General features: G+C 43.2%; 14 protein-coding genes. 12 read left to right on the top strand and 2 right to left on the bottom strand.

The features are described from left to right. Positions 1–221 precede the first annotated feature (221 nt). A complete protein-coding gene (locus DW738_RS10470) occupies positions 222–3,329 on the top strand; it encodes a C69 family dipeptidase (protein ID WP_347736727.1) in 3,108 nt (1,035 codons plus the stop codon). Between the two features lie 90 nt (positions 3,330–3,419). On the opposite strand, the gene galU is transcribed toward DW738_RS10470, so the two are convergent. Both galU and DW738_RS07040 read right to left on the bottom strand, forming a co-directional pair. Next, entirely contained in the window at positions 3,420–4,331 is a 912-nt protein-coding gene (gene galU / locus DW738_RS07045) for a UTP--glucose-1-phosphate uridylyltransferase GalU (RefSeq protein WP_023024600.1), read from the bottom strand. Between the two features lie 61 nt (positions 4,332–4,392). Further along, a complete protein-coding gene (locus DW738_RS07040) occupies positions 4,393–5,409 on the bottom strand; it encodes an NAD(P)H-dependent glycerol-3-phosphate dehydrogenase (protein WP_123160677.1) in 1,017 nt (338 codons plus the stop codon). A gap of 229 nt (positions 5,410–5,638) precedes the next feature. On the opposite strand from DW738_RS07040, the gene DW738_RS07035 reads away from it, so the two are divergent. The 11 genes from DW738_RS07035 (at position 5,639) to DW738_RS06975 (ending at position 22,716) form a co-directional block, all read left to right on the top strand. Then, positions 5,639–9,541 carry an FctA domain-containing protein gene (locus DW738_RS07035; RefSeq protein WP_165852130.1) on the top strand — a complete coding sequence of 1,301 codons (3,903 nt, stop codon included), beginning with the start codon at positions 5,639–5,641 and terminating at the stop codon, positions 9,539–9,541. 156 nt (positions 9,542–9,697) lie between these two features. Next, a complete protein-coding gene (locus DW738_RS07030) occupies positions 9,698–10,387 on the top strand; it encodes a gamma-glutamyl-gamma-aminobutyrate hydrolase family protein (protein WP_023027333.1) in 690 nt (229 codons plus the stop codon). Between the two features lie 237 nt (positions 10,388–10,624). Beyond that, a complete protein-coding gene (locus tag DW738_RS07025) occupies positions 10,625–11,071 on the top strand; it encodes a dUTP diphosphatase (protein ID WP_042507531.1) in 447 nt (148 codons plus the stop codon). A 1-nt stretch (position 11,072) separates the two neighbouring features. After that, positions 11,073–11,612: a histidine phosphatase family protein gene (locus tag DW738_RS07020; protein WP_123160675.1), complete on the top strand. Its 540-nt coding sequence runs from the start codon at positions 11,073–11,075 to the stop codon at positions 11,610–11,612. A gap of 13 nt (positions 11,613–11,625) precedes the next feature. Continuing rightward, positions 11,626–12,987 carry a DNA repair protein RadA gene (gene radA, locus DW738_RS07015; protein ID WP_120701523.1) on the top strand — a complete coding sequence of 454 codons (1,362 nt, stop codon included), beginning with the start codon at positions 11,626–11,628 and terminating at the stop codon, positions 12,985–12,987. 82 nt (positions 12,988–13,069) lie between these two features. Then, positions 13,070–13,765: a TIGR00266 family protein gene (locus tag DW738_RS07010; protein WP_023024583.1), complete on the top strand. Its 696-nt coding sequence runs from the start codon at positions 13,070–13,072 to the stop codon at positions 13,763–13,765. A 288-nt stretch (positions 13,766–14,053) separates the two neighbouring features. Continuing rightward, positions 14,054–14,551 (top strand): carbonic anhydrase, encoded by a 498-nt coding sequence (locus tag DW738_RS07000; protein WP_023024580.1) that lies wholly within the window; start codon positions 14,054–14,056, stop codon positions 14,549–14,551. 176 nt (positions 14,552–14,727) lie between these two features. Then, on the top strand, positions 14,728–16,743 hold the full coding sequence (locus tag DW738_RS06995; RefSeq protein WP_243634253.1) for a DUF2079 domain-containing protein: 2,016 nt from the start codon (positions 14,728–14,730) through the stop codon (positions 16,741–16,743). Positions 16,744–17,271: 528 nt separating this feature from the next. Continuing rightward, on the top strand, positions 17,272–18,738 hold the full coding sequence (locus DW738_RS06985) for an LPXTG cell wall anchor domain-containing protein (RefSeq protein ID WP_123160674.1): 1,467 nt from the start codon (positions 17,272–17,274) through the stop codon (positions 18,736–18,738). A gap of 73 nt (positions 18,739–18,811) precedes the next feature. After that, positions 18,812–19,771, top strand: coding sequence for a glycosyltransferase family 2 protein (locus DW738_RS06980; protein ID WP_123160673.1), 960 nt, complete (start codon positions 18,812–18,814; stop codon positions 19,769–19,771). A gap of 20 nt (positions 19,772–19,791) precedes the next feature. Then, positions 19,792–22,716: a YfhO family protein gene (locus DW738_RS06975; protein WP_123160672.1), complete on the top strand. Its 2,925-nt coding sequence runs from the start codon at positions 19,792–19,794 to the stop codon at positions 22,714–22,716. The last annotated feature ends 47 nt before the right edge of the window (positions 22,717–22,763 follow it).

Raw genomic sequence — 22,763 nt, 5'->3', positions numbered from 1 at the left:
GCACATTTGTAAACTATCTGAAAACTGAGTGAAGTCTCAGTTTTTTTGTATATATTTCTTAAAAACGATAGAGAAAGCTAAAAATATCACAAATAAATGAATAAAATTGTAAAAAGAAAGCGCTTGCAAAACTGGTTGAAAAGGAGTAGACTGGTAGTATATAAAACCTACTTGTGTCCAAAATCGCTTGAGGACAAAAATAAGCAAAAAGGAGATTTACGATGAAGAAATGGTTGTTTAAACTAGCTTTGATAGCGATGACGTTCTTACTCCTACCAATTCAAGCCGTTCAGGCCTGCTGTGGATTTATCATTGGTCGCCAGTTGACCAAGGATGGTACCACCCTGTTTGGTCGGACTGAGGACTATCCTTATTATCCAAATGGTGGAAAACACAACAAAAACTATGTTGTTGTCGATGCCAAGACTTATAATGAGGGAGATCAAATCGAGGATGAATCTAATGGATTTACCTACCCTCATGCTGCCAACGAAATGAAATATACAGCTACTTATGACTCTGCTCGTGGTGACGGTAGCAACGGCGCTTTCGGGGAACATGGTTTTAATGAAGCCGGTGTATCCATGACTGCGACAGTAACAGCGATCCCAAATAAGAAGGTCTTGTCAACGGATCCTTTGAAAGAGAATGGACTTCCAGAAGCAGCGATGCTAGATGTCATCTTGCCACGTGTGAAGACTGCCCGTGAAGGGGTTGAATTACTGGCTAAAGTCATCGAAGAAAAAGGTTCAGCTGAAGGGAATGTGGTCGTCTTTGCAGACCAAAATGAAACTTGGTATATGGAAATTCTTTCTGGTCACCAATATGTAGCGGTGAAGGTGCCAGAAGATAAATACGCAGTCTTTGCAAATACCTACTACCTTGGTCATGTGGATTTGAATGACAAGGAAAATGTGATTGCTTCGAAAGATGTCGAAAAAGTAGCCAAGGAATCTGGCAACTACAAGACCGATAAAGATGGCAATTTCCATATTGCTAAATCTTATGGACCAGAAAAATATGCTGAAGGGGACCGTTCACGGACCTATGCAGGTATTACCTTGCTAGATCCAGACTCTAAAGTCACCTATGAGGATGATGAGTATGAGCTCTTCCGTTCACCAACCGATCCAAATAAAAAATACACCTTAGAAGATGCTTTTGCCTTGCAACGGAACCGTTTTGAACACTTGAATGGTCGCTTTGTACCAGATGATCAAATCGGTGTTAAGAAACAAGGTGACGATGGTAGCAACGATACTGTTCGTAAAGACCAATATAAATATGCCTTAGGAAACGAAAATGTGATTGATGCCCATGTCTATCAAATCAATCCAAACCTTCCAAAATCATTTGGTGGAACTGTATGGCTCGGCATGGGACCTTCACGGAACACCCCTTATGTTCCATTCTATGGAAATGTAAAAGATACTTACGAAGCCTTTAAACCTCAAACAGCTACTTATGATCCAAATTCATGGTATTGGACAGTTTGGCACATTGACCAAATGGCCATCAATAACCAAGATCTCTTCGGAAAATCTATCCAAAATCACTGGAAAGCACTAGAAGAACAGCTCATTATCGAACAAAAAGTGAGCGATGCAAAATACGCTGCCTTGAAAGCTGATGAAGTAGCTGCAAAAGGGGCAGAGGATCAAGTAACTGCTGAATCAATTGCGCGTTCTGAACGTCTTTTCAAACAATTTAAACAATACGAAGCAGAGCTTTCAGCAACCTTGAAAGAAGCGGGTAGAACAGATGATCCGTATCGGGCATCTCTTCCAGATGATTACAAGGAACCAACGGACGCAACTACAACAACAGCTCCAAGTACTGAGCCAAGCACTGACGCAACTACGACAACAGCTCCAAGTACTGAGCCAAGCACTGACGTAACTACGACAACAGCTCCAAGTACTGAGCCAAGCACTGACGTAACTACGACAACAGCTCCAAGTACTGAGCCAAGCACTGACGCAACTACGACAACAGCTCCAAGTACTGAGCCAAGCACTGACGCAACTACGACAACAGCTCCAAGTACTGAGCCAAGCACTGACGTAACTACGACAACAGCTCCAAGTACTGAGCCAAGCACTGACGTAACTACGACAACAGCTCCAAGTACTGAGCCAAGCACTGACGCAACTACGACAACAGCTCCAAGTACTGAGCCAAGCACTGACGCAACTACGACAACAGCTCCAAGTACTGAGCCAAGCACTGACGTAACTACGACAACAGCTCCAAGTACTGAGCCAAGCACTGACGTAACTACGACAACAGCTCCAAGTACTGAGCCAAGCACTGACGCAACTACGACAACAGCTCCAAGTACTGAGCCAAGCACTGACGCAACTACGACAACAGCTCCAAGTACTGAGCCAAGCACTGACGTAACTACGACAACAGCTCCAAGTACTGAGCCAAGCACTGACGTAACTACGACAACAGCTCCAAGTACTGAGCCAAGCACTGACGCAACTACAACAACAGCTCCAAGTACCGAGCCAAGCACTGACGCAACTACAACAACAGCTTCAAGTACCGAGCCAAGCACAGATGCAACTACAACAACAGCTCCAAGTACTGAGCCAAGCAAGAATGAAACCAAGCCAACTCAACCAAGTACCGAGCCAAGCAAGGATGAAACCACAACTACAACGACTGAACCAAGCACGGATGCAACTCAACCAACTGAGCCAAGCACTGAGCCAAGCAAGAACGAAACCAAGCCAACTCAACCAAGTACTGAGCCAAACAAGGATGTAAATACATCAACTACGATTGTCCCTGCTCCAACTACAAACAATCGTCCGGTTCTTCCTACGAATTCCTACATTTTAGTTGATCCTGTTACTGGAATCACCCTACAAAACCCTGACTTTGCCCAAGGTGGTTTTAATTTGGCAGCTTCTGTATTGAAGGATGTCCAAGCCCTCAAAGGTAAAGACTATCAGATTTACGACATTCAGTTGTCAAATCAAAATGGCCCTGTTCATCAATTCAGCCCAACTGTGGTGACGATGCCAGTGGATCCTATGAAAGAAGTAGAATCTGTTGTAGGCATTGGAGAAGATGGCAAGATTGAAACTTACCAGTTCAGCTTAAATGAAGACAAGAGCAGGGTAACCTTCACAACCAATCACTTCTCATCTTATGGAGTTGTCTACAAAACAGCAGCTAAGGTAGAAGAAAAAACAGAAAGCAAGAAATTGCCATCTACTGGACAAACCATTTCAATGGTTGGTATCATCGGTGGTGTCTTGATTAGTGCACTTGGATTTGCCTTCTATGTAGAAAAACGCAAACAGAATAAAGCCTAAAGAACCAACCTGTTTTTAAGAAACAAAAAGAGGCCGGACATATAGTCCGGTCTCTTTGCTTTATAATCAAAAAGTCAGGGTGAGGATTTTTTACTTCTCAGTCACTTTCCCACTTTCTTCTAATTGTTTTCCAAGGTTGATGATGTATTGTTTGAGATCATCTTTAACCTGTGGGTGTTTCAAGGCATAATCAATAGATGTTTTCATGAAACCAAACTTGTCCCCTACATCGTAGCGTTTGCCCTTAAATTCGCGGGCAAATACTCGTTGGGTCTTGTTCAAGGTATCAATGGCATCAGTCAATTGGATTTCATTTCCAGCGCCTGGTTTTTGGTTTTCCAAGATTTGGAAGATTTCTGGAGTTAGCAAATAACGACCGATAATGGCAAGGTCACTTGGTGCCTCTTCAGGTGCCGGTTTTTCGACAAAGGTTTCAACGCTATAGAGTCCGTTGATGCCTTCCCCTTGAGGAGCAATGACTCCGTAGGCAGAAACCTCTTCATGGGGAACTTTCATGACAGCAATGGTTGAAGCATGTGTCTCATCGTAGTCATTCATCAATTGCTTGGTGAGCGTAGTCGCTGTATCATCTGTGATATCCATGAGGTCATCACCCAGCATCACGACGAAAGGCTCATTCCCAACGAAGGCCTTGGCCTGAAGGACAGCATCTCCAAGGCCGTTCGGATGTTTTTGACGAATGAAGTGGAGACGCATCCCGGTAGTTTCATCGACCAGTTTCAACAGATCATTTTTCCCTTTTTCCTTGAGGTTGTACTCAAGTTCGAAGTTTGAGTCAAAGTGGTCTTCGATCGAACGTTTTGATTTACCAGTGACAACGAGAATATCCTCGATGCCAGCCTTAAGGGCTTCCTCAACGATGAATTGGATGGTTGGCTTATCCACGATTGGCAGCATTTCTTTGGCCAGGGCTTTAGTAGCAGGTAGGAAACGAGTTCCAAGTCCAGCCGCAGGAATGACTGCTTTTCTAACTTTTGTCATAATAATTCCTTTCTAACTGAAGAATAATTGGTTGTTGATCTGATTGGGAAGGAAGAATTCCTTAGTTCCACTCATTTTCTTCTTTAAATTCGTTGCTCATCATGAAGTTGATGGCTTCACGAATATCTTGCCCTTCATAAATTACTTGGTAGATGGCTTGTGTGATTGGCATGTAGACGTCTAGCTCTTGAGCCAGTTCGTAGGCAGCCTTAGTGGTTGAAATCCCTTCGATGATCATGCCCATGTTGGCTTCGATATCTTCCAGTTTTTCACCGCGACCGAGGGCATCCCCAGCTCGCCAGTTCCGAGAGTGGATGGAAGTCCCTGTCACGATCAGGTCCCCAACTCCGGATAGTCCACTATAGGTTAAGGGGCTGGCACCTAGTTTAACACCTAGACGGGTAATTTCAGCTAGTCCACGTGTGATGATGGCAGCCTTGGCATTGTCCCCAAAGCCGAGTCCATGGAGGGCTCCAGCACCAACAGCGATAATATTTTTCAAAGCTCCAGCTGTCTCTACCCCAATCACATCTGTATTGGTATAGAGGCGGAAGTAGTGGTTGCTGAAGAGTTCTTGAACATAACGAGCTGTTTCTAAATCTTTAGAAGCCGCTGTGATCAGAGTGATATCGCGAACGATGGTTTCTTCAGCGTGACTTGGCCCAGACACAACCACAATCTCGCTACGTAGAGAAGCAGGGATTTCCTCTTCTAAGATTTGAGAAATCCGTTTGTGACTATTTGGTTCTAGTCCTTTGGACGCGTGCATGACCTTGACAGGATGGTCCAAGAGTTCAGCTACTTGCTTGGCAACGAGTCGTGTCACCTTGGTTGGAACGACAAAGAGGACCGCATCCGTACCAGAAAGGGCTTCATTCAGATCGTGGTAGGCTTTGATCCCTGGATCTAGAAGGACATCCTTAAAGTAGCGTTTGTTGGTATGTTCTTGATTGATTTCGTCGATTTGTTCTGGGACATTTCCCCAGATCCGTACTTCATGGCCATTATCGTGGAGGACTTGAGAAAGGGCAGTTCCCCAAGAACCTGGACCAATGACCGCAACGGTTTGTTTATCCATAGCATTCTCCTTTGTGAAGATTTCATTTCTATTTTACCATACTATAGAGAAAAAAGCTTTGGAATCTAGCTGAATTTCATAGGAAAAGCAAATAATATGATAACTGAAAAAATGTTAGTAATTTTAGTAAATTATTCTTGCATTTATATTCTGAATATGGTAATATTGCTTTCGTATATTACTCTAGCTAGTGATATACGGGAGAAACAAAAAAGAAAAGGAGTTTATGATGAAAAAAAGCTTAAAAATAATACTGACCTTAGTATTAGTTTTAGCTAGTGTCTTTGGTTTGTCCAAAATTCGGTCGGCCCATGCGGATGGCACAACAGGAAAGATCCAGATTACAAGTAAAACGATCACACCTGCTAAGTCACCCGTGGACCAGTACACAGACATTAAGGTTGATCTAACTTTCAATGTTCCGAACGGGGTCAAATCTGGGGATCAAGCGGTTATTACCCTCCCTCAGAATCTAAAATTTATTTCGGATCAAACATTTGATGTAATGAGTCCGGATGGTCAATCAGTGGTTGCAAAAGCAGTCATTAATGCTGCAAATAAAACCATCACCTTGACTTATGAAGGTTATGTGGAAACGAAATCAAATATTTCAGGAAGCATGTTCTTTGCAGTTCGGGTAGAGCCTGCAACTGCATCTCCAAGCAAGGTACCTATCACCTTGAACGTGGACAACAATCCTGTCCCTGTAGGAAAAGTTGACTTTGTAGTTGACCCAGGGAATGCTGAAAAGACCTTGGATAAGGTTAGCTGGGGGACAGAAACCTTAGCAGATGGCAGCATCACTCGTCAATATGAAGTACGTGTCAATGCCGCGAAAGCGCCTTTAACAGAGACAGTTGTGACTGACCAATTGCAAACAGAAGGAATGAACTATGTAGAAGATTCCTTTGTGATTAAAAAAGGGAATTGGGCCGTTAACAGTTCGCATAAATTAGAATTGAAAAACGGGCAAGTTGTCTCTTTACCAGTTGAGTTTGGAGCAGATAAGAAGAGTTTCAAGGTTAGCTTGGGAAATGTAGCCCAAGGTGAAGGTTACTCGATTGTCTATAAGGTGAAGATTCCTTATACCCCTGCAAATGGGGAAAAGTTCCTCAACAATGTAACTTTGAATGCAAAAAAAGTTGTTGAAACTAAGAGCAACCCATTCGTTTATCAAACTGCTGGTGGGGAAGCCCAAGGATATACCTTCTCCATCAACCTCAAGAAAGTTGATAGCCAGGATGAAAACACTGCTTTAGCAGGTGCTGAATTTAACGTGATCCGTGTTGCAACAGGTGCAGTTGTCGGTAAGTTGACAACCAATGCAAAAGGAGAAGCAAGTATTGGTGGCTTGTTGAACACAGCTTACCAATTAGTTGAAACAAAAGCTCCAGAAGGATATGAATTGGATGCTACTCCAATTGATGTCAAAGCAGAAGATTTTGGAACAACAAAAACAGCCCTTAAAACAGTTACAAATAAGAAAATTGTCAAAGAACCGACACCAACCAGTGCGGTCATTGAATTAGATAAGGCCCTAACAGGTCGTGACTTGGTAGACGGTGAGTTTAGCTTTGAATTGTACGAAGGTGCAAACAAACTTCAAACTGTCACCAACAAATCTGGCAAAGTAACCTTTGAATCAATCTCTTACACAGCAGAAGGTGAACACACTTACACTGTGAAAGAGGTCAAAGGGGATAATGCTACAATTACTTACGATGCTTCTGAAAAACAAGTGACTGTTAAGGTTACTCGTGACGGAGATGCCTTGAAGGCAGAAGTCGTCTATCCAGAAAGCAAAACATTTACCAATGCCTTCACACCAAACGCAACAACTGCAACAATTGAGTTGACGAAAGAGTTGACAGGTCGTGACTTGGTAGACGGTGAGTTTAGCTTTGAATTGTACGAAGGTACTAACAAGCTTCAAACTGTTACCAACAAATCTGGCAAAGTAACCTTTGATGCTATCTCTTACACAGCAGAAGGTGAACACACTTACACTGTGAAAGAGGTCAAAGGCGATAATGCCACTATTGCTTACGACACAGCTGAAAAACAAGTGACTGTTAAAGTTACTCGTGATGGAAATGCCTTGAAGGCAGAAGTCGTCTATCCAGAAAACAAAACATTTACCAATGCCTTCACACCAAACGCAACAACTGCAACAATTGAGTTGACGAAAGAGTTGACAGGTCGTGACTTGGTAGACGGTGAGTTTAGCTTTGAATTGTACGAAGGTGCAAACAAACTTCAAACTGTTACCAACAAATCTGGCAAAGTAACCTTTGATGCTATCTCTTACACAGAAGAAGGTGAACACACTTACACTGTGAAGGAAGTAAAGGGGAACGTACCAGGTATCACATACGATACAGCCGAAAAACAAGTAACCGTTCAGGTAACTAAAGATGGAGACAACCTAAAAGCAACAGTTGTCTATCCAGAAAGCAAGGTCTTTGCAAATACTTACTCAGCTCCAAGTCCAGCAAAAGCTCAGATTTCAGCTAGCAAGATTTTAGAAGGTCGTGACCTAAAAGATGGCGAATTCAGTTTTAACTTGTTGGATGAAGCTGGAGAAGTTCTTCAAACAAAACAAAATGCAGCAGATGGTTCTGTAGCATTTGACGAAATTTCTTATTCACAAGAAGATGCAGGAAAAACTTTCCACTACACGATTAAGGAAGTAATCCCTCAATCTCAAGAAAAAGGAATGACCTACGATCAAGCGAGCATCGAAGTGACAGTAACTGTTACGAAAGATGATGCAAGCAATACCATCAAGGCTACAGTGGCGTATGGTGCGAAGACATCCTTCACCAATACCTTTGTCACAAGTGAAATCCCACCAACTCCACCAGTCGTTGAAAAACCAGAAGCTAAGCTTTATACGATTCAGCTTCACAAGGTGAATGGTGAAGGTCGAGCTTTAGCGGGAGCTGTCTTTGGACTCTTTGAAGCGGATGGTAGCACTCCAGTTGCCAACCCATATGGCGAAGGTCAAGCGACAGCGACATCCGATGCTAATGGTCTTGTAAGCTTTGTAGGCTTTGAGGCTAAGGATTATGTAGTGAAAGAATTGACAGCACCAGAAGGTTACCAACTTTCAACAGCTTCAATAGCTGTCTCTGCAACAGAATTGAGCGCTGCGTCAGATTTGGTAGTGGATAAAGGAAATGTGGTGAACCAACCGTTTACTGAAATCCCACCAACTCCGCCAGTTGTTGAGAAACCAGAATTGACTCTCTACAGCATTCAATTGCACAAAGTTAACAATGAAGGCAAAGCCTTGGCAGGAGCAGTCTTTGGACTCTTTGAAGCAGATGGTGTGACACCAGTAGCTAATCCATATGGTGAAGGTCAAGCGACAGCGACATCAGATGCCAATGGTCTCGTTACCTTTACAGGGCTTGAAGCCAAGGATTATGTAGTGAAAGAAATCACTGCTCCAGAAGGATACCAACTTTCTGAAGAAGCGATTACTGTTTCATCTAATCAATTGATTGCCTCAACCAATCAAGTACTTGATCAAGGTAAAGTTGTCAATAAACCATTCACTGCTATTCCACCAACTCCACCGGTAGTTGAGAAACCAGAATTGAAGCTTTATACCATTCAGCTTCACAAGGTGAATGGTGAAGGTCGAGCTTTAGCGGGAGCTGTCTTTGGACTCTTTGAAGCGGATGGTAGCACTCCAGTTGCCAACCCATATGGCGAAGGTCAAGCGACAGCGACATCCGATGCTAATGGTCTTGTAAGCTTTGTAGGCTTTGAGGCTAAGGATTATGTAGTGAAAGAATTGACTGCTCCAGCTGGTTACCAACTATCAACGAATCCAATCACTGTCACAGCGGAAGACTATGTACAAGCTACAGACTTGGTTGTAGATAAAGGAAATGTAGTTAATGAACTAACTCCTCCGACACCTCCGACTCCACCAACTACTCCACCAACTACCCCATCAACAGATAAACCAAAAGGTGATAAGCCTTCTGGAAGTCAACCAAAAGAAGAGAAGGAACATACTCTTCCTTCTACAGGTGAAACAGTGAGCGAGGGACTAGTGGCTACAGGACTCGCATTGGCGGTTGCTGGAAGTGCCTTGGTTTACAAAAAACGTGAGAATTAATCTCTAAAACAGGTTTTGTTCTAGCCTTGCTAGACAAGCCTGTTTTTTTGATTTGGGTGATAAAAAATATTTATCAGGTCCTTAAAAAATACATATTAGACGCTCTAAGGGTGGGATGATAAAATAGGGAATAGAAATATCAAAGGAGGGAAGGCCATGTGTAGAACGATTGTTGGAGTCTCTGCCAATCTATGTGCAGTGGATCCAGATGGGAAAAATATCCATTCGTCTGTATCTTGTAAATTTGCGGAAACCATTAAGCAAGTAGGTGGCCTTCCTATGGTCATCCCAGTGGGAGACCCATCTTTTGCCAAGGATTATATCGAAACAGTGGACAAGCTCATCCTCAGTGGAGGGCAAAATGTCCATCCTAGCTTTTATGGCGAAGAGATCACCGTCGAAAGTGATGACTACAATCTCGAGCGCGATCAGTTTGAATTGGCCTTGCTAAAAGAAGCGGTCCGTCAAAACAAGCCCGTCCTAGCTATCTGTCGTGGCGTTCAGTTGGTCAATGTTGCCTTTGGTGGGACTCTCCATCAAGAAGTAGAAGGGCACTGGCAGGGCCTCCCTTTTGGGACTTCTCATTCAATTGAGACCAAAAAAGGCAGTGTGGTGGAGCGACTCTTTGGGAAAGCCAGCCAGATCAATTCTGTTCATCGCCAAAGCATCAAGGACTTGGCACCTAACTTTCGAGTGACAGCCATTGACCCACGAGATCAGACCATTGAAGCCATCGAAGCAGTGGACGGTCATCGCATCATCGGCTTGCAATGGCATCCAGAGTTCCTAGTCAAAGAAGAAAAAGGCAATCTCGAACTCTTCCGCTATCTTTTACAAGAATTGTAAACTCTTTAGGATTTTTTAAGGAGAAAGAGGTAAACTAGTCTCATCAACAAAGACCTCCTAACTTTGTTTGATACAGTTTACTTTTTTCATATAATCTCCTGCAAAAGTCTCCTCGTTTGAGGGGGCTTTTGTGTCTTTGTCAGAAAAAATACGAATAGTAGTATAGGGGAGACGCTAGGCCAAAGTGATGGTATAATAGAAGAGATGGAAACTATTTAGAATGAAAGAGGAATTATGATGACAAAAATTCGTGGATTTGAACTTGTATCAATCTATACTAATCAAGACTTGCTTCCAAAACGGGAGACAGCCCACGCAGCTGGCTACGATTTAAAGGTAGCAGAACGCACGGTGATTGCGCCAGGAGAGATCGTCCTCGTGCCAACAGGAGTCAAGGCTTATATGCAACCGACAGAGGTTCTCTACCTCTATGATCGTTCTTCAAACCCTCGTAAGAAGGGTCTAGTCTTGATCAACTCGGTTGGTGTCATTGATGGTGATTACTATGGAAACCCTGGAAATGAAGGCCATATCTTTGCTCAGATGAAAAACATTACCGACCAGGAAGTGGTTCTTGAAGTCGGCGAACGTGTGGTTCAGGCTGTCTTTGCACCATTTTTAATCGCAGATGGGGATGAAGCAGACGGCGTGCGGACTGGTGGATTTGGGTCGACAGGGCACTAGGATGAAGATTATCTTTGTGCGTCATGGAGAGCCAGATTATAGTATGCTTGATAATCTTGAAAATCCACAACTCTATAGTGGTTTTGGCCGTGATTTAGCACCGTTGACAGGAAAAGGTCGCTGTCTGGCAAAAGAAGTTGCTAAAACTTCATGTTTTGGAAAGGCAGAGATTATTATTTCATCGTCTGTGACGAGGGCTTTAGAAACAGCACATTATATAGCAGTTGAAACAGGATTGGACTTATTTGTGGAGCCGTTTTTTCATGAGTGGCGTCCAGACTTAGATGGCACTAACTCTGATTTAACTAGTGTATTGGTAGCTCATGAATATTATCTAAAACATCAAGGAGGTTTACCTGAAGATTCACCTTGTCGCTATGAAACTGCTCTGGAGATGCGTCGTCGTTTTTTAAGAACTTTGGAAAAATATAAAAATTATAAAACTATTATCATTGTAACTCACGGAATGCTGATGCGCCAATTTGTGCTAAATGAGAAGATTGATTTTTGCCAAGTGATTGAGTGTGAGATAGAGATTTAGAAAGAGGTATCGTATCGCTAAGAAAAAAACGACATTTATTTGTCAAAATTGTGCTTATAACTCACCCAAGTATCTAGGGCGCTGTCCCAACTGTGGCTCTTGGTCTTCTTTTGTCGAGGAGGTCGAGGTCGCAGAGGTCAAGAATGCACGAGTGTCCTTGACGGGTGAAAAGACTAAACCCATGAAACTAGCGGATGTGACCTCCATCAATGTCCATCGGACTAAGACGGAGATGGAAGAATTCAACCGCGTCCTTGGAGGCGGTGTCGTCCCAGGAAGTCTGGTCCTCATCGGTGGAGATCCTGGAATTGGTAAATCGACTCTCCTCTTACAAGTATCGACCCAACTATCTCAAGTGGGAACGGTCCTCTACGTAAGTGGCGAGGAGTCAGCCCAGCAAATCAAACTTCGAGCAGAGCGCTTGGGGGATATTGACAGTGAGTTTTATCTCTATGCGGAGACCAATATGCAAAGCGTGCGAGCAGAAGTGGAGCGCCTCCAGCCTAACTTCCTTATCATTGACTCTATCCAGACTATTATGTCTCCTGAGATTTCAGGGGTGCAGGGATCAGTTTCTCAGGTGCGGGAAGTGACGGCAGAGCTCATGCAGCTGGCTAAGACCAATAATATCGCCATCTTCATCGTTGGCCATGTGACCAAGGAAGGAACCTTGGCAGGTCCTCGGATGTTGGAGCACATGGTGGATACAGTGCTCTACTTTGAAGGGGAGCGCCACCATACCTTCCGGATCCTGAGAGCGGTCAAGAACCGGTTTGGATCCACCAATGAAATTGGGATTTTCGAGATGCAATCAGGTGGGTTGGTCGAAGTCCTCAATCCTAGTCAGGTCTTTCTGGAAGAGCGTTTGGACGGGGCTACTGGTTCTGCCATTGTCGTTACCATGGAAGGAAGTAGACCAATCTTGGCGGAGGTCCAGGCCTTGGTGACCCCAACTGTTTTTGGAAATGCCAAGCGGACGACGACAGGTCTTGACTTTAATCGGGTCAGCCTCATCATGGCTGTTTTAGAGAAACGTTGCGGACTTCTTCTTCAAAATCAGGATGCCTATCTCAAGTCAGCTGGTGGTGTCAAACTGGACGAACCAGCCATTGACCTAGCCGTAGCGGTGGCCATTGCTTCCAGCTACAAGGAGCTTCCAACCAATCCTCAAGAGGCCTTTATCGGTGAGATTGGCTTGACTGGGGAGATTCGTCGAGTGACTCGGATTGAGCAACGGATCAACGAAGCGGCTAAACTTGGTTTCACTAAGATTTATGCGCCAAAAAATTCTCTCCAAGGCATCACAATCCCAGATGGTATTCAAGTGATAGCAGTCTCCACTGTAGGGGAAGTTTTGAAAAAAGTTTTTTCTTAACCAGAGTTTGAAATCGTTTGCGAAAAGATTTTTCCTGTGCTATACTTTGTCTATACTTACTTAAGGATAGGGGTTAATTATCATGCAATTTTTTACAGACAACAATGTGCAATTCCCATTGGTCGAGTTATCTCTCAATCAAGGTGAGACTGTCTATATTCAGCGGGGGAGTATGGTCTACCATACACCTAATGTGACCCTCAACACCAAATTAAATGCAAGTGGCTCTGGTGTGGGACGCTTTGTAAAAGCAGTTGGACGGTCAATGGTTTCGGGTGAAAGTACTTTTATCACCCAGGTTTTTGCCCAGTCTAATAATGCTTACCTAGCATTGGCACCTGACTCACCAGGTCAGGTTGTACCACTGTATTTGGGTGAAAAGCAGTATCGATTGAACGATGGTGCTTTTCTAGCCCTTGATGGCACGGCCTTCTATACAATGGAGTTCCAATCAATCGGTAAGGCTCTTTTTGGTGGTCAGGGAGGATTCTTCGTCATGACGACCCAAGGACAAGGGACTCTCTTGGTGAATGCATACGGCTCTATTAAAAAAATTGAGCTGAACAATCAAGAAATCACCATCGATAATGCCCATGTCGTTGCTTGGAGCCAGTCTTTGGATTATCGTATTCATTTGGAAAATGGTTTCTGGCAATCAATCGGAACAGGTGAGGGAGTAGTCAATACATTTAGAGGGACTGGTGAGATCTATGTTCAAAGTCTCAACCTTCAGACCTTTGCTGGCTTGCTGAATCGCTATTTACCAAGACGATCATAATGCATAAAAGAGGCTGGGACAAAAGTCCTAGCCTCTCAATTGTATTTGGATTATCGAGCAAGACGCAGTGGTTGAGTGGGCTCTACTACGCTGATTTCATCAGCTTTTACAGCCCTACTCAACTGTGCGGAGGTGGGACGACGAAATCGAATTCTAACGAATTACCGATTTCTGTCCCACTCTCTTTTTCATGTAGGCTGACAACTGACAATCTGGGAAAAAGATGGTAAGATAGAGAGTAAATAATTTGGTGTTCAAACTATTTTACCAACCAGAAAGGAAGTTCTTATGTCCTATTTTGAGAATTTTTTAAAAGCCAATCAAGCCTATGTTGAATTGCACGGAGACCTTCATCTCCCGATCAAACCGAAAACGCAAGTGGCCATTGTGACCTGTATGGACTCTCGTCTTCACGTCGCACCGGCACTAGGTCTTGCTCTGGGGGATGCCCATATTTTGCGGAATGCAGGGGGGCGCGTGACAGAGGACATGATTCGTTCCTTGGTCATCTCGCAGCAACAGATGGGGACTCGAGAAATCGTCGTCTTGCACCACACAGACTGTGGAGCGCAAACCTTTGAGAATGAAGGCTTCCGTCAGCATCTGAAGAAGGAACTGGGAGTTGATGTCGGAGACCAAGACTTCCTACCCTTTCAAGATATCTACGAGAGCGTCCGAGAAGATGTCGCTCTATTAAAAGCCTCACCGCTGATTCCAGACGATGTCATTATCTCAGGAGCTGTCTATGATGTCGATACAGGATTGATCACTGAGGTGACAGATTAACTTAAACCGTTAGCTTTTTGGTTAACGGTTTTTGTATGCAAAGACGACACTGTGAACCTTGATCGGACTGCTGATGAAAATCAAAGGTATCAAATGGTTGGATAGACTACAAAGATATTAGTCCAAACAAGGTTTGAAGTATAAAATTATGATAAAATATAAGTTGGAGGAATTTTATGATGAAAAAAGTTTTTAGCGATTTGTTTGTGAAAACGGATTATGCTATTATGTGCGGTATAAGTGCGTATTTGACAATGCTTACGGTAGACCTGTTGAGTGCGACCCCACAGGATCTGTTTTTGACACTCGCTCCCTTGTCCATATTAAAAGTGGGAATCTTTTTTATTGTGGGAGGTGTATTGATTTGTTTACATGACAAGTTGACAAACTCAGATATACGTAGTATCACGATGATTCTTTCTTGTGTGACTCTCCTCATAGCTATTTATAAGAGTATGTCCTTCTTTTTATCTCTAGGCTTAATTCTTTTGGCTCTGATTTTGTTTATAAGAGGGAGGGTTAATAAAGAAAAGTCCTCCTATTTGTATATATCGGTCATCTTGCTAGCCACACCGCGTTTACTAACCTTAGGAAGCTCGAATTTTCAAGATCAAGCACTTGGCTTTCATGCTATTGATCTTTCCAGCACCCGATTTCTTTCAATCATCTGGCCGGTTGCTATTGCCTCCATTATCTCAGTTGCGTTTATTATTCTTTATTTCAAATTTCCGATATATAACTACTTGGAGGGACATAAAAAAATCGTTCGAACAATCGTGTTTTCGCTTATTCTGGTCTACGTCCTTCACCTTTCTGTTGTAGTGGTTTACAAAGTGAAGACAAACGAGCTGTCATCGTTTGATATTGGGATCTTTTCTCAAATGTTTGAACGGATGAATCACGATTTGACTCCGACAACGACCATAGAAAGAGATAGAGTGCTCTCTCATTTTGCCGTCCATATTTCACCTATCTTTTATTTAATGTTGCCATTCTATAAGCTCTTCCCATATGTAGAGACCTTAGAAATTTTACAGTTACTCGTAGTCTTTTCAGGGATTATCCCATTGAGATTAATCCTTCGTAAATTAAAGTTTTCTAATCTCACAAATACCTTGGCCATCTTATGGTTTCTGTTGTTGCCAGTAATGACAACGGCAGGGGGATTCCATCTGCATGAAAATTGCTTTTTAGTTCCATTAGTGTTTTGGGTATTCTATTTCATTATTTCGGAACAAAAATGGAAGATTCTACTAGCTACCGTATTACTATTGTTCGTGAAAGAAGATGCTTTTATCTATGTACTGAGTATGGGCTTATTCTTCCTTTTCCAAAAACGATTTGATCTATCCAAGCAGACAAAAAGATGGCTTCTCTTTACGGAGATTGTCTTGCCGATAGCCTATTTTGTTTTTACCATGTATCTTCTGAGTGCCTATGGTGAGGGAGGAATGATTTCACGGTATGACGCATTCTTGCTCAATGGGGAAAGCGGGATGTTCATGGTGATTAAGAATCTATTCTTCCATCCAGGCTATGTCATTAGTACGCTACTGACTGCCAAAAGATTAGGGTATTTATTCTTAATGTTTGCTCCGGTATGTTTCTTAGGACTACTCCAACGGCGTTGGTCGACTTATTTTCTTGTGCTTCCACTGATAGTGATTAACTTATTGTCCAATTGGTCCTATCAGTATGATATTGGTTTCCAGTATAGTTATGGAAGTGGTGCTTTAGTTTTCATCATGGCTCTTCTAGCATTAGAGGATCTGAAAGAACATAACATCTTACAGGAAAAATTGACGGTAGCTATCGTGATAGTAGGAATTATTTTTTCTGGTAGTCTTCTACACCACTTTACTCATAATTGGTCCTTTAATATCGGCTATTACCGTCAAAATAAAGAAATGTTTGATGAAATCCAGAAGACTTTAGGAAGTTTGCCAAAGGATGCTTCAGTCTTAGCTGAAGGAGCCTATACGCCATCTCTTAGAAAACATAAAGAGCTTTTTGACATTTTCTATCACAATGATAAGAAGGCGGATCCGACAATTGATTATATTGTGCTTCCTCAATCTCAAAAGGATCAAAATAAAGAATACAATCAATTATTAGAGAGTTACGAAGCTTTAGGATACCGGGAGAGTCAGTATTCGTCTGCTCACGTTTATATTTTAGAGAAGGCAAAGTAAAAAAGCGGACACCTAGTCTGTTTGGTCAGTAGCAATAAACATATGCTCCCATATTAGACAATTAAAGATAGGCTGGGACAAAAGTCCTAGCCTATCAATTGTCTTTGGATTGTCGAGCAAGACGCAGCGGTTGAGTTGGTTCTACTACGCTGATTTCATCAGCTTTTACAGCCCTACTCAACTGTGCGGAGGTGGGACGACGAAATCGAATTCTAACGAATTACTGATTTCTGTCCCACTCTCTCTTTATATAGGTCGCTCTCTTTTGTTTCCAAAGTGGTTAAAAAAACATAGAAAAAACAGGGAAAGTATGTGAAAACTTAATGAAAAACATGGATATTAAGATGGTTTTCGCTGGGTATCGAATCGCTGGAGATGGCCTTCGTTGCAGTGCTTGAGAGGCTTTGGCTCTCCTATAAAATCGGATTGACAAAAAACTGAACAATTAGTGAAAAATAATTAAAAAATCTTGCATTTATAAACAGATATGTTACAATAATAATCAAATAATTTATAAAGGAGCATAATATGCAGACCACAAAAGCACGCGTGAAGCGAGTTTTAGCATTTATGAGTCTTTTAGTTTTATCCTTGACAGTTTTTACGACAGTCTTTGCGACTGAAGTAACCAGTTATACGATAAAAACTGAAATTAAGGTTGACAACCAACCGTTAACTGCCGACACGAAGATCACTACTGGTCAAGCGATGGAGGCAACCAACGAGATTAGTTTCCCTGACTCACAGCAGATCAATGCTGGTGACACATTGGTTCTAGATCTTCCAAAAGAACTAGGCCTGGTGACCAAGCTAGAGTTTCCAATTGTACACGAAGGCGGAGAAGTAATTGCAAATGCAGTGACAGATCCAAGCACACAAAAGGTGACCATTACCTTTACAGACTATTTCTCTGAGAATTACAAAGATAAGGTAATGACCTTGAAGTACAATGTCCGTCCAAATGCAGCAAACTTGCCAAAGACGGGAACTTACTACTTTACATTTGGTAGCACTAACTTCACATTGAACTACAACAAGGATGATGGTGAAGCTGGTGACTATGAAATGAAGTATGGTTACCAAGATCCAGAAAATCCTAATCGGATTAAATGGCGCATTGTTTTGAATGCGGTTCAAGACAAGTTGAACAATATGGTCATCAAGGATGACTTCAGTGATAGCGGGCAAGTCTTAGTAGAAGGTTCTCTACGTGCTGTTCGTTATGCAACTCAGCCAGAGAAGATTCCTAATGAAGCGGCTCTTCTAAAGTTGGAACCGATTGATAACTTCACCAAGAAAGCTGAGTTTACCAGAAATGCGGATGGTGGTATCACAGGTTTCACGATTAATTTTGGGGATAACTGGAACTGGGCGATGTACATCGAGTACACAACAGAGCTGAAGTCAGCACTTCCTGAAGGAAGTAAAGTGGCTAATGTCCTAGAATGGTCAGCTAGCAATTTTGACAAGTCTCGCTCAATCAACGCCTTGACACGTTTGGAAAGTGCTTCAGGTAGCGGTAGTGGGGATCGAACAACGACTACAACTACAACAACTACAACGACTACAACAACAACAAGCACAACCACGTCGACCACGACAACTGAGGAACCAACAACCACGTCGACTACAACGACTGAGGAACCAACAACTACGTCAACGACGACTGAGGAACCAACAACCACGTCGACCACAACGACTGAGGAACCAACAACTACGTCAACAACGACTACAACCTCGACGACAACTACGACTGGTGAAGGACGTCCAACAACCACCACGACGACAACAACTGGTGGTCCATCCACTACAACAACTCCTGGTGGCCCAACCACTGGTGACACTACTGAGTCAGCACCAGGCGGTGGTACTGGTGGAGGTCGTAAGAAACTTCTTCCAAGTACTGGTGAAGTCGTAGCAACTGGTCTCGTTATTTCGGGAGTTGTTGTTCTCATTGGTGCGATTGTCTTAAAACGCAAAATTTCTAATAAATAAACAAAGAGTTTCCGTATGATGGAGAGAGCGAAAGCTCTCTCTTTTTTGGGAGAATGATAGATGGAGAAAAGGGATGAAATTATCAATACTCATTACACTACTCAATGAGGAATTAGTACTAGCTCAGACTCATGCAGCTATTTCGGCCCAGCTGGAAGACATGCTTGGGAAAGATCTTTCGGATTATGAAATCCTTTATATTGATGATGGGAGCAACGATAAGACCTTTGAGCTAATCGAAGAGCTTGCCAGAGACAATGATCGGGTCAAATATATTCGCTTTAGTCGAAACTTCGGCCGGGAGAGTGGTATCTTAGCTGGTTTTAAGTATGCGACGGGAGATGCTGTCATGGTCATGGATGGAGATTTGCAACATCCGCCCTATCTCATCCCCCTCTTTTTAGAGGCTTACAAGGAAGGCTACGATGTCGTCAGTGGACAACGGACTCGTGACGGTGAATCCTTTGTGGGTAGCACCTTTGCTCGTCTATTTTACTTCCTATCCAACCGCTCCATGGATGTTCATTTGACGGATGGAAAATCCGAGCTCAGACTTCTCAGTCGGAAGGCTATTAACGCTTTTATTTCCATGCCAGAATACAATCGATTTAATAAGGGTCTGTACGAATGGATTGGCTTCAAGGAGAAAGTCATCCCCTATAAAAATGAACTTCGCAAGGCTGGAAAGAGCAAGTTTGGCTTTAAGAAATCTATGAACTATGCCATTCAAGGAATTATTTCCTTTAATGACCGCCCTCTTCGCGTGTGTATCCAGTTTGGGTTTATCTGTCTGGGATTGGCTATTCTCTACTTGTTTTTTGAGTTGATGAAGTATATCTTTTCTCAGGGGGATTATGTGAGTGGGTATTTTACCACCATTGCGGCCATCATTCTCTTTAGTGGGGTGCAGCTAATCTTTATCGGAATTCTTGGAGAATATATCGGGAAGATTTACTATGAAGTGAAACGTCGCCCTCATTTCATTATTGAAGATACCAATATTGAAAAGGCGAAAGAGGATAGCATTGGATAAGGAAGATAGGAGATAGAAGAATGTTTGTCTGGACCAAGCCTTGGCAAGAGCTTTGGAAGAGAAATCCGAAGAGCTTGTTGTATGCTTTTAGCGCCCTGCTCCCAATGGCCATCATGCTGGTCGTTTGGGCTTTTATGGGGACTTTTCCATTTGGAGACAAAAGCTTGATGGCTGTTGACTTTGGTCAACAATACATCAGCTTCTTTGGCTTGTTGAAACATGCCGTGCTCTCCGGAGATTTATCTAGTTTGAGCTATTCCTTTACCAAGTCTCTGGGGGGAGATATGATTGGGGTGCTCGGCTATTATTTGATGAGTCCTTTTAATATTATCTATATTTTGACGCCCCTCAAGTACTTTGGGTTTGCGGTCTTCTTGACCATTTGGCTCCGTTACGGGGCTATTGGAATGGCCTTTGCCTTCCTTTTGATCAAGCGGTATAAGGGCTTGGAATCCAGGAAATGGCTAGTGCCCCTCTTTGCGACAGCTTATGCCCTATCTGGGATGCTGGTGTCGTATCAGATGAATGTCATTTTTTACGATGCCATGATCATGCTTCCCATCGTCATTGTCTACCTAGAAGAGCTATTGGATGGGGGAGCTCCCTATCGCTATGCCTTTGCTTTAGGCTTGACGGTCTTGCTCCAATTTTATATGGGCTATATGATCTCCATTTTCATCGCCTTGTATACTTGCTACTATGTATCACCAAGGCTGCTGGTCGAAGGAGATTGGAAGAAGAAAATTAGAAATGTTAGTCTTCCCATCTTGCAGGCTGTGATCTATTCGATTATCGGGATCGCGCTAGCCTCTATCATCCTTTTGCCGGTCTTCTTCAACCTCATTGAAAGTAAGGGCCAGGTCGGAGGAGGGATGACCTTCTCATTGGCCTTTCAAATTAACCCCTTAGATATTTTTGCTAAGCTAGTTGTGGGTGGCTTTGATAACACCTCAGGCTGGTCTGCGGGACCAAACCTTCCCAATATCTATATTGGAGCCTTGGGCCTACTAGGCTTTGTATCCTATTTCTTGTCGAAAAAAGTCGTCACCGTCAAGAAGTGGGCTGCCGGTCTGGTCACCTTCGTCTTCTTTATTTCCTTTGTCAATGAATTTGTCAGCAAGATTTGGCATATGGGGCAAAATCCAGCTGGTTTCTTTTTCCGCTTCTCTTGGCTATTCTCTTTCTTTATGTTGGTCCTAGCCTACCAAGCGATGAAAGAAAAAATTGTGCTTTCACGCCTAGCCAACCTAGTGATTGGTCTGGTGTTAGCCTTGGCAGTCGTCTATGTCTATTCGCAGAACTATAGCTTTATTGCCAAGCTTCAACCGTCTGGTGTCTCCCGTTACATCAGCCGATTTACTGCCCTTCATTTGTTGGGGCTCCTGGTCGTTGTTTCCTATGGCTTTTACAGCTATTGGGACAGATCCAAGAAGAGCCGGAAAGAAAAGCTCATTCGGATTGGCTGGACTGCTGGCTTCCTTGTCCTTGCCCTCATCCTCTTGAAAGTAGGCTATTTGTTGTCCCAAGTTGGAATCACAGTTCTACTATATCTGCTTGTCCTTCTGGTCTTGAACAAAAAATGGACCCGCTTGTCAGTCGTGGTATTATCTGTCTTGACCTTCTTTGAGCTGGGCTACAATGCCTATCTCTCTCAGGTGACCTTGGGCTATGACAGTGTCTACAAATTTGCAGATGCTGCTGTTTCGGTCAAGCGTGTAACGGATAAAGTCCAGGCAGATGCAGATGAGAAGTTCTACCGGATTGCGACTGACTTCGCCTATTCTCGAACGGTTCCATCCTTGGTATCTTATCCAGGCTTGAGTACCTTCAGCTCGAGCTTAGAACGGTCGACCATGGACCTCTTTGCTTACATGGGAGATCTGGGGGTCAATGCAGCCACAGAGTATAGCAATGGGACGCCCCTGACGGATGCTTTGTACGGTGTTCGCTATTACATGCATGCCAAAGAGTTTGATCCAAAAGAGATGGAAGAGCATCCAGAAAAGATGTATTTCTATCGCTTTACCAACCGCTTTGACATGGGGCGTTACTACACAGAGACTGTCTACGAAGACAATCGATTTGTCGTCTATAAAAACCCTCATTCTTTCCCTTTGGCCTATGGGACTAATTCCCTCGTGAAGAACATTCAGTTTGGGGCCAACAATGCCTTTGCGAACCAAAACATTATCCTTAACTCTATGGAAGGCCATCAAAAGAATACAGGCGATTATGTAGACTATTTCAAACCCTTGGCTTTCACTGGGATTGAAACGGAGAATTTAATAGAAGAAAAGGTCAACAAGGAGACAGGAGAGGCCATCTATCGACGGGCAGATTCTTCTAAGGAAGGTATTATCCGCTATAAGGTCATTCCACGTTCCAACAATACCTATTACTTCTTTGTGCCAGCGTCCTTGATTCCTAAGCAAGATTATTCTGTCCTGGTCAACAATAAATGGTTGCCAAATAGTAAGACCTTTACCCAAAGGCAAATCTGGCAGCTGACGGACATGACCGAAAATCAAGAGTCGGTGATTGAGTTTCGCTTTAGAACAGATACCATTGACATGAGCCAGGCGGGTGTCTATCGGGCCGAGCTGGATCAGATCCAAGAAGTACTTGAGAAGCGCAAGCAGCAAGGTTTGAAGGTGACCAAGTTCAGCAATACTCATATCGAGGGGGAGGTCACTATTACAGATGATAGTGATGTCATGATGACCTCCATTCCATACAGTGCCGGCTGGCAGGTAAAAGTGGATGGTCTAGCTGTCACGACCGAAAGAGCCTGGAATAGCTTCCTATCTTTCCCAATCACCAAAGGGAAACATCAGGTCGAGTTTGTCTTCAAAACCAGAGGTAGCTTGATCGGTGCCCTATTGTCTATTGTCGCAGTCGTGAGTCTCGTCATCATTAGAAAAAGATGGAAAGAGGAGCATTCTTAAGCTTCCCCAGGGTGTAATAAATTTCTTAAAAAGTTGAGATTTCGGTC

Source organism: Streptococcus sp. AM28-20 (assembly GCF_003603595.1).
Taxonomy (GTDB): domain Bacteria; phylum Bacillota; class Bacilli; order Lactobacillales; family Streptococcaceae; genus Streptococcus; species Streptococcus ilei.
The sequence above is the reverse complement of the archived record's forward strand: the minus strand, read 5'-3'. Positions and strand labels throughout refer to the sequence as shown.